At 78.6% G+C, this 1433-nt stretch carries 1 protein-coding gene; it reads left to right on the top strand.

The features are described from left to right. Positions 1-891 precede the first annotated feature (891 nt). A partial coding sequence (locus tag L1885_RS28315) for an SLBB domain-containing protein (RefSeq protein ID WP_235799997.1) occupies positions 892-1433 on the top strand: 542 nt, incomplete at its 3' end.

Below are 1433 nucleotides of genomic sequence, written 5' to 3'. Positions count from 1 at the left end.
CACCCGGCGCCTCAGCCCGAGGGTCCGTCCCACCCGACGGCGCCCGCTGCGCGCGCCCCGGCACACAGGCCCCTCCCGTCGCAGTCGCAGACCCAGCCCCGGCCCCAGCCCCGGCACGCGGCAGCGCGGTCGCGCCGGCCGGCGGTTGCGGCGCCACCCGTGGCCCCAACTCCCCCTGCTCCGCCCACTCCCACGGCGACACCGACCGCAACTGCGCCTACGCCCGTGACGCCGGCCGCAACTCCGTGTCCGATGCCACCCTCGTCTGCGTCTGCGTCTGCGTCTGCGTCTGCGCCCGCGGTTGCGGCGCCCACGCCGCACAGGGCCCCGGGGGCGGCAGCCGTGCCATCGCTGGCCGAAAACGCGCCCCTCCCGGTATCGATGCCGGCCTCAACGCCCAGGCAGCCGTCACCTCCGACGCCCTCGCCGACGCCATCGCCACAACCGAGGCCCTCGACACCGCCGACGGTGAGGCCGACACCAACACCGCCACCGCCACCGACACGGACACCGACGCCGGGATGCACACCCATCTCAACACCCCGGTCCGCAGGCGCCCGGCCACATCCGGCGCCCGCGTGGATGTCCGAGAGCCGGACGGTGCTTCCGGTCGTAACCGGGGACCAGGCGGTTTCCGCCGGACAGGTGTTACGGGTCCACGCGCGGGCCGCGCAGGCGTCGCCGTTCGTGAAGGCGCAGCCTGCCGAGGCCGCCGCCGGACGGCGCCGGCCCCTGGCGGGACCGTCCGGATCCGCTCCCGGCCTCGGGCCGTCGAAGCGGGCCCCTCTCGCGGCGGCGCCGCACGGCGGGACGGCGGCGCCGGAGCCCGGGCCGGGGGTGTCGGCACGCGGGCCGAGGGCGCCGGAGCCCAGGCTGGAAACGACCGCCCCGATGATGTCGTTCGGCGAAGGCCTGACCCTCCGTGCGCGGCTGACGCTCGCGGTGCGGGACCGGCTGCCCGTATGGGCGCGGCTGCGGTTCGGGATCGAGCCGAAGTCGCTGGCGGCCCTCGGCGCCGTGCTGGCCGTGGCCGCGATCCTGGCCGCACAGCACTTCTGGGTGGCGCGCCCCCGGGCCGTCAGCGCGCCGGCCACGGTGGGCGCCGTCCGGGACGCGGTCCCGGCCGGCCCGGACGTCGCGCCCGGCAAGCGTCCCGCCCCCTCGGCGGGGCCGCCGCCCCTCGCGCCGGGCGCGGCTTCGCCGCCGTCGGCCCCGGCCGACCCGATCGTGGTCGACGTGGCCGGTTCCGTACACCGCCCCGGTGTGCTGAGGCTCCCCGCGGGCTCGCGCGTCGAGGACGCGCTGCGCGAGGCCGGGGGAGCGAAGCGCGGCACGGACCTGACGGGGCTGAACCAGGCGCGCGTCCTGGTGGACGGCGAGCAGGTCGTCGTGGGCGGCCCGCCCGCCGGGGCGGGCACCGCGCCCCCGGGAGC

The sequence above is a fragment of the Streptomyces fuscigenes genome, assembly GCF_021556455.1.
Taxonomy (GTDB): Bacteria; Actinomycetota; Actinomycetes; order Streptomycetales; family Streptomycetaceae; genus Streptomyces; species Streptomyces fuscigenes.
The sequence above is the reverse complement of the archived record's forward strand: the minus strand, read 5'-3'. Positions and strand labels throughout refer to the sequence as shown.